Source organism: Streptomyces sp. NPDC059567 (assembly GCF_042735655.1).
Taxonomy (GTDB): Bacteria; Actinomycetota; Actinomycetes; order Streptomycetales; family Streptomycetaceae; genus Streptomyces.
In genome coordinates this window covers 7,116-13,738 of sequence record NZ_JBHWBS010000098.1, presented here as the reverse complement: position 1 = coordinate 13,738, position 6,623 = coordinate 7,116, and the positions used below count along the sequence as shown (strand labels likewise).

Annotated in this window: 7 protein-coding genes and 1 riboswitch; of the genes, 4 read left to right on the top strand and 3 right to left on the bottom strand. The window is 71.6% G+C overall.

Translation table 11 applies throughout. The features are described from left to right. The first annotated feature begins 192 nt into the window (after window positions 1–192). Window positions 193–309, top strand: a riboswitch (SAM riboswitch). Window positions 310–513: 204 nt separating this feature from the next. Further along, the gene (locus ACFVZW_RS30720; protein ID WP_384528110.1) at window positions 514–1,911 is read left to right on the top strand and encodes an aminotransferase class V-fold PLP-dependent enzyme; all 1,398 of its coding nucleotides are present in this window, start codon (window positions 514–516) and stop codon (window positions 1,909–1,911) included. A gap of 165 nt (window positions 1,912–2,076) precedes the next feature. Here the strand turns inward: ACFVZW_RS30720 and ACFVZW_RS30715 are convergent, their stop codons facing one another. The 3 genes from ACFVZW_RS30715 to ACFVZW_RS30705 form a co-directional block, all read right to left on the bottom strand. Next, window positions 2,077–2,256: a hypothetical protein gene (locus ACFVZW_RS30715; RefSeq protein ID WP_384528107.1), complete on the bottom strand. Its 180-nt coding sequence runs from the start codon at window positions 2,254–2,256 to the stop codon at window positions 2,077–2,079. Window positions 2,257–2,311: 55 nt separating this feature from the next. Then, the gene (locus ACFVZW_RS30710; RefSeq protein WP_017238849.1) at window positions 2,312–2,593 is read right to left on the bottom strand and encodes an Lrp/AsnC family transcriptional regulator; all 282 of its coding nucleotides are present in this window, start codon (window positions 2,591–2,593) and stop codon (window positions 2,312–2,314) included. 83 nt (window positions 2,594–2,676) lie between these two features. Next, window positions 2,677–3,390, bottom strand: coding sequence for a rhomboid family intramembrane serine protease (locus ACFVZW_RS30705; RefSeq protein WP_384528104.1), 714 nt, complete (start codon window positions 3,388–3,390; stop codon window positions 2,677–2,679). A 150-nt stretch (window positions 3,391–3,540) separates the two neighbouring features. Here ACFVZW_RS30705 and ACFVZW_RS30700 point away from each other — a divergent pair, with 150 nt between their 5' ends. From ACFVZW_RS30700 to ACFVZW_RS30690, 3 genes are all read left to right on the top strand, one after another. Next, window positions 3,541–3,783: a hypothetical protein gene (locus tag ACFVZW_RS30700; protein ID WP_260228851.1), complete on the top strand. Its 243-nt coding sequence runs from the start codon at window positions 3,541–3,543 to the stop codon at window positions 3,781–3,783. A 34-nt stretch (window positions 3,784–3,817) separates the two neighbouring features. Further along, window positions 3,818–5,182 (top strand): NYN domain-containing protein, encoded by a 1,365-nt coding sequence (locus ACFVZW_RS30695; protein WP_384528100.1) that lies wholly within the window; start codon window positions 3,818–3,820, stop codon window positions 5,180–5,182. A 256-nt stretch (window positions 5,183–5,438) separates the two neighbouring features. Next, window positions 5,439–6,467 carry an NlpC/P60 family protein gene (locus ACFVZW_RS30690; protein ID WP_384528097.1) on the top strand — a complete coding sequence of 343 codons (1,029 nt, stop codon included), beginning with the start codon at window positions 5,439–5,441 and terminating at the stop codon, window positions 6,465–6,467. Window positions 6,468–6,623: the final 156 nt, after the last annotated feature.

Sequence of the window (6,623 nt, the reverse complement as noted above, 5' to 3'; positions counted from 1 at the left end):
GGGGGCCCCCCTCGGGGCCCCGCGGCGCGCGGGTCGCGCGCGGGCGGCCGCGGCGCTCGACTCGGGTGCGGCGAGGCAGGCGCTGGAGCGCTGGATCGCGGCCAGCAACAGGTAGGAGCACCACGCGCACCCCGTTCCGGAATCCGGAACGGGGTTGCGCGGCGGCGATCACGTGGCATACGTTCTGTGCCAGGTCATGAGTGACAGCCATTAAGCCCCGGCTGGCTGTCCGGCAACCCTCCGTCCGTGGCGGGGTGCCCCGGGTGAAGACCAGGCCGTAGGCAGCAAGGTCTACGGCAAGCGCGGACCCCTGCACGCTCTGAATGTGTGTGGGCCTGGGGTCCTGGTCCTCAAGGGAGCAGTCTCGTGAGCAAGCGAATGCGCTAGGGCCTTCGGCCCCGTTTTCCCACCCTCCGCACGAACACCGTGTGTCGAGGCAACACCCGTATGCGGCACCCCACTTCGCGCTGCCCTGCGGGCCCTTCGCTGCCATTCCCGCCAGGAGATACCGCCATGTCCGCGTACCCGAACGCCGCCGCCACTGCCACCGCCACCGACTCCGAGGCCGGCGACCCCTGCTGCGCCGCCCCGCTCCCGGTCCTGGGGCGGGACGTCACCGTTCCGCTCGTCACCGGTGGCGAGGTCACCTACGCCGCGCTCGACTACGCCGCCAGCGCGCCGGCCCTGCAGCGCGTGTGGGACGACGTCGCCGCCTACGCCCCGTACTACGGCAGCGTCCACCGCGGCGCCGGGTACCTCTCGCAGCTCTCCACCGACCTCTTCGAGAACAGCCGCGTCACCGTCGCCGAGTTCCTCGACTGCCGCCCCGGCGACCAGGTCGTCTTCACCCGCTCCACCACCGACTCGCTCAACCTGCTGTCCGCCACGCTCCCCGCCGGTTGCGAGGTCTTCGTCTTCGAGACCGAGCACCACGCCTCGCTCCTGCCGTGGCAGGACGCCCGGGTCACGTACCTCAACGCCCCGCGCACGCCCGCCCAGGCCGTCGAGACCCTGGAGCGCGCCCTCGCCGACCGCGACCCCTACGGTCCCGCCCTCGTCTGCGTCACCGGAGCCTCCAACGTCACCGGTGAGCTGTGGCCGGTCAAGGAGCTGGCCGCCGCCGCGCACGCCCACGGCGCCCGGATCGTCCTGGACGCCGCCCAGCTCGCGCCCCACCACCCCGTCTCCGTACGGGAGTTGGACGTGGACTGGGTCGCCTTCTCCGGCCACAAGCTGTACGCCCCCTTCGGCTCCGGCGTCCTCGCCGGCCGTGCCGACTGGCTTCAGGACGCCGAGCCGTACCTCGCGGGCGGCGGCGCGTCCAAGAAGGTCGCCCGCCGCGCCGACGGCGGAGTGGACGTCGAGTGGCACACCACCGCCGCGCGCCACGAGGCCGGTTCGCCGAACGTCATCGGGGTCTACTCCATCGCCTCCGCCTGCAAGGCGCTCACCGAGGCCGGGTTCGACACCCTCGTCGCCCGCGAGCAGCACCTCATCGACACCGTTCGCCAGGGCCTGGCCGAGGTGCCCGAGGTGAAGGTGCTCTCGCTCTTCGGCGACGAGGCCCCACGTGTCGGTGTCATCTCCTTCGTCGTCGCGGGCTGGAACAGCTCCCACTTCGCCGCCGCGCTCTCCGCCGAGTACGGCATCGGTGTCCGCGACGGCCTCTTCTGCGCCCACCCGCTGGTGCGCACCCTGCTCGGCAGCGACCCGCAGACCCAGGGCGAGTGCGGGGCCCCCGAGGCCGCCCCCGGCGAGAAGTCGCTCAACGCCATCCGCGTCAGCTTCGGCGCCGGTACGCCCGACGAGCACGTGGAGCGTTTCGTACGGGCCGTGAAGGAGCTCGTCCGGGACGGCGCGCAGTGGAAGTACCGCACCGAGGACGGCCGTTGCGTCCCGGACCGCGGCTGAGCCGTCCCGCTCGGGCCGCCGGCCGGGCGGCACCGGGGTGCGGAGCGCTCGTACCGCTGTCGTACCGCCGAGGGGATGCGAACGAGTGTGCATGTGATCGCTGGTGGGGGTGGGCCGCATCCTTGCACCCGTACGAGTGGTACGGGCGACGGCCGCCGAACTGACTCAGCGGATCCCCGTCCGGGGCCGGGACGACATCGCCGCGCTCGCCGTGTCGTCGCCGGTGGCCGAGGGTCCGGGCACCACCGCGTCGGACGGCGGGGCCGACGGTGTGCCGCCGGGGCTCGGGATGGAGCTCGGTGTCGAGTCGCTCGGGGTGGAGCCGAGCCGCACGGCGGGCGGCACCCGGGGAGCCTCGGGCTACGAGGATTCCTTCATCTTCACCGCGGTGTCCTTGGCGTCAGGACTCCAGGCCGATGGCGAAGGCCGCTTCCAGGTCGTGCTGGGAGTACGTACGGAACGCGACGTGCGTGTCCGTCGCCTCGACGCCGGGGATCTTGCTGATCCGGCCGGGGATCACGTCCGCCAGGTCGTCGTGCCGGGGCACGCGGACCATGGCGATCAGGTCGTACGTGCCGGTCACCGAGAAGACCTCGCTGACGCTGTCGAGCGCGGCGATCGACTCCGCGATCTCCGGGATGCGGTCCACACTGGTCTTGATGAGCACGATCGCGGTGATCACGGCTGTCTTACTCCCTCGGTCGCCGCGGCTTGGACCTTCACTCTAGCCCGCCCGCCTCGCGCCACCACCCTGCCGACGAGGCGCTACGCGCGCTGCACCCTTCCCCTGTACCGCCCCCAGGCGTAGAGGAAGCCGAAGGCGAAGCCCAGCACATGGGCCAGATAGGCAACCCCGGGCCCGGACCCGGCCGTCCGCGCCGCCAGCCACTGCAGCACGAACCAGAAGACCAGCACGATCCAGGCGGGGAAGCGCAGCGGCAGGAAGAAGAGGAACGGGAAGAGACTGGTCACCCGGGAGCGGGGGAAGAGGTGGAGGAACGCGCCGAGGACCCCCGAGATCGCCCCCGACGCGCCCACCAGCGTCTGCTCGCTGCTCGCGTACGCGGCCGCGTAGCCGAGCAGGGCCAGGTAGCCGCAGCCGAGGTAGAAGAGGAGGAACGGGACGGCGCCCATCCGCTCCTCGGCCATCGCGCCGAAGACGTAGAGGAAGAGCATGTTCCCGAGCAGGTGGAGCCAGCTGCCGTGGACGAAGAGGGCGGTGAGCGGGGTGAGCAGGGTGCCCGGCTCGCTGCTCATCAGCTCGGCCGGCACGACTCCCCAGCGGTGGAAGTACGCGCTCTGCGCCGCGAGGGCCGCGTCTCCGGTCCCGTTTCCGGGATCGAGGCCGGACACCGGGCTGATCAGGAAGGTGAAGCAGCAGACCGCGATGAGGCCGTACGTCACCGCAGGTCCGCTCCGGGCGCCCCGCCAGACGCCGAGGGCCGCCTTCCGCCAGTCGGTCTGCCGCTGGTCGATCATGGATAGATCATTGCGTAACGGTGCTCAACTGGACAGAGTGCCTCGCCGCGACACGGGGTACCTGCGAGGCCGTAGGGTGACGGGCAGTACCTCCGCAGTTCGACGGCGCACCGCGGCACCCGCACTCGCATCATGAAAGAGGACGGCACGATGACGACGGTTCCCCTGCCGACCGCCGAGACCCGCTGGCGCTGCACGCTCTGCGGCAATCTGACCCGGTTCGACGTGACCCGCTCCTCCAAGGTCGTCGAGTACGTCCATCTGGACCTCGCGGGCGAACCGAAGGTCGAGGAGCGCGAGGTGGTCAGTGAGACCATCGAGTCGGTCCGCTGCCGCTGGTGCAACGCGGTGGATCAGATCGAACTCGTGGACAGGCCCGGCACCGCCTCCTGACGGAGCGGTGCGTATGACAATGGGGTGACGGATCGTGGAGCAGCCCGCGCACGGTGGTGAGCCGGCCGGCGCGGCAGGTGACGCTGCCGAGACGCTCGACCGCCCGCTGCCCGACGGCGTACGGCGGAGGGTCGTCGCGCTGGTGTCGGACGCCTTCGGCGGGCTGACCGTCGCGGAGCTTCCGGCACCCCTGCGGCAGTACGCGCGGTTCACCGCGAGCCGGCGCGCCAAGTTCGCGGGCAACGCCATGGCCGCTGCCCTGGAGGGCGACCCGCTCTTCCGGCAGCGGATCGGCGAGCGGTTCAAGGAGGCCCAGCCCGAGTTGGCCGGGGCCGTCGAGTCCGGCGCCCCGCCCGCCGCCGCCGACCCCGTCGACGTCGCCGCGGCCGCCTATGTGCTGCGCCCCGCGGGCTGGGTCAAGCTGGTTGCCGCCGCCGGCGAGGAGGCCCAGCGCGCGGACGCCGAGCGGGCCGACGAGGCGGGCCGGCGCGAGCTGGAGCGGCTGCGCGAGGAGGTCGCCACCGCCAAGGAGCGCGGCCGCGCGGAGACCGAGCAGCTGCGCGCCGATCTGGAGGCGGCCCGCAAGGAAGCCGAATCGCTTCATCGCAAGTTGCGCAGCGCCCAGAGCGATGTGAAGCGCGGTGAGGCCGCGCTGCGGCGCGTCCAGGCCGAGATCGACACCTTCCGTGCGGAGGCGGCCGCGCAGGTCTCGTCCGCCGAGAGCGAGACCCGGCGGCTCAAGGCCCGGCTCGGCGAGGTCGAGGCGGCCCTGGAGGCCAGCCGACGGGCCGCCCGCGAGGGGCGCTCCGTGGAGGACATGCGGCTGCGCCTGCTGCTCGACACGGTGCTCGACGCCGCGCAGGGGCTGCGCCGCGAACTGGCCCTGCCGCCCGTCTCGATCCATCCCGCCGACACCGTCGACGCGGTGGAGCCCGGTCGGATGTCGCCGAAGGACATCGCCGCCCGGGCGCTCTCCGAGACCGACCCCGCGCTCCTGGACCAGCTGCTCGCCCTGCCGCAGGCGCATCTGGTCGTGGACGGCTACAACGTCACCAAGACCGGCTACCCGACGATGCCGTTGGAGAAGCAGCGGCTGCGGCTGCTCGGCGGGCTCTCCGCGCTCGCGGCCCGCTCGGGCGCCGAGATCACCTGTGTCTTCGACGGGGCGGAGCTCGCGGCCCCGGTCCTGCTCGCCCCGCCGCGCGGGGTGCGGGTGCTCTTCTCCAAGCCGGGCGTCACCGCCGACGAGTTGATCCGTCAGCTGGTGCGCGCCGAGCCGCCGGGCCGGCCGGTCGTCGTGGTCTCCACCGACCGCGAGGTCGCCGACGGTGTGGCCAAGGCCGGTGCGCGGCCGGTCACGTCCGCCTTGTTGCTGAAGCGGCTTTCGCGCACCTCGTGACCCCTCGTAACTCCTGGGCGTAATGCCCGAATTCTGGAGGGCGCACGGTCAAGTGGCCGCTACTGCCTGTGTGGTCTGTGTAAATAAAGTGCTGCGTGAGCGAGATTTTGCTCATGAGGATTTGAACTGATCACAACTTGGTCACTAGGGTCAGGCCTCGAACCTTCGCGCGGTTGATCGTCCATCCGGGATGACAGCGGAGGAACCGCCTGCCGCAGCCTGGTTGGGCGGCTCGAGGAAGAAGGAGATCGCCTTCGTGGCGTCCCACCGTCGTCCCAAGCAGCCGAGCCGCACCCGTGTGACCGTGCTCACCGCGACCGCCGCAGCGGCCGTCGCGCTCTCCGCCCAGACCGGCGCCCAGGCGGCTCCGAAGCCGAAGATCGACGACGTGAAGTCGAAGGTCGACAAGCTGCACCACGAGGCCGAGGAGGCCACGGAGCAGTACAACCTGGCCGAGGAGCGCCGGGGCAAGCTGCAGAAGGAGATCGGGGCCGTCCAGGACAAGGTGGCCCGCGGTCAGCAGGAGCTCAACACCCTGCGGGACAGCATCGGTTCGGTCGCCAGCGCGCAGTACCGCTCCGGTGGCATCGACCCGGCCCTCCAGCTCTTCCTCTCCTCCGACCCGGACACCTACCTCGACAAGGCGTCCGCGATCGACCAGCTCGGCGCCAAGCAGGCCGACGTGCTCCAGTCGATCCAGGCCAAGCAGCGCACCCTCGCCCAGCAGCGCGCCGAGGCGACGACGAAGCTCGCCGACCTCGAGGACGTCCGCAAGACCCTCGGCGAGAAGAAGAAGACCTTCCAGGGCAAGCTCGCCGAGGCGCAGAAGCTCCTCAACACCCTGACCGCCGCCGAGCGCGCCAAGATGCAGGAAGAGGAGCAGCGCGCCAGCCGCGCCGCCGGCGACCGCGTCGACCTCGGCAACGAGGTCCCGGCCTCGCAGCGCGGTGCCGCCGCGCTCAGCGCCGCCGCCACCCAGATCGGCAAGCCGTACGTCTCCGGCGCCGAGGGCCCCAACTCGTACGACTGCTCCGGTCTGACGCAGTGGGCCTACCGCCAGGCCGGTGTGACGCTCACCCGCACCACCTACACCCAGCAGAACGACGGTGTGAAGATCGGCCGCAGCCAGCTCAAGCCGGGCGACCTGGTCTTCTTCAACGGCCTGTCCCACGTGGGTCTGTACGCGGGCAACGGGCAGATCCTGCACGCCCCCAAGCCGGGCGCCTCGGTCCGCTACGAGTCGATGAGCTACATGGGCACCTTCCAGTTCGGCGTGCGCATCTGACGCATCCCGACATGACGCCCAATCGGGTGGTTCGTCGCATCCTTCGCTGACGTGACGCCCCGCCGGTGACCTGTGGTGTGCCGCGGGGGGGGAGGGTGTTGTGGGGGGGCCCGGCGGGGGGGGGGGGTGGTAAACCGCGGTCTTGTGGCGGGCCCG

What these genes read in the sequence shown, in the direction of transcription:
- ACFVZW_RS30705 (WP_384528104.1), bottom strand. Translation starts at nt 3,390, where the DNA reads ATGATCGACCAGCGGCAGACCGACTGGCGGAAGGCGGCCCTCGGCGTC.
- ACFVZW_RS30720 (WP_384528110.1), top strand. Translation starts at nt 514, where the DNA reads ATGTCCGCGTACCCGAACGCCGCCGCCACTGCCACCGCCACCGACTCC.
- ACFVZW_RS30700 (WP_260228851.1), top strand. Translation starts at nt 3,541, where the DNA reads ATGACGACGGTTCCCCTGCCGACCGCCGAGACCCGCTGGCGCTGCACG.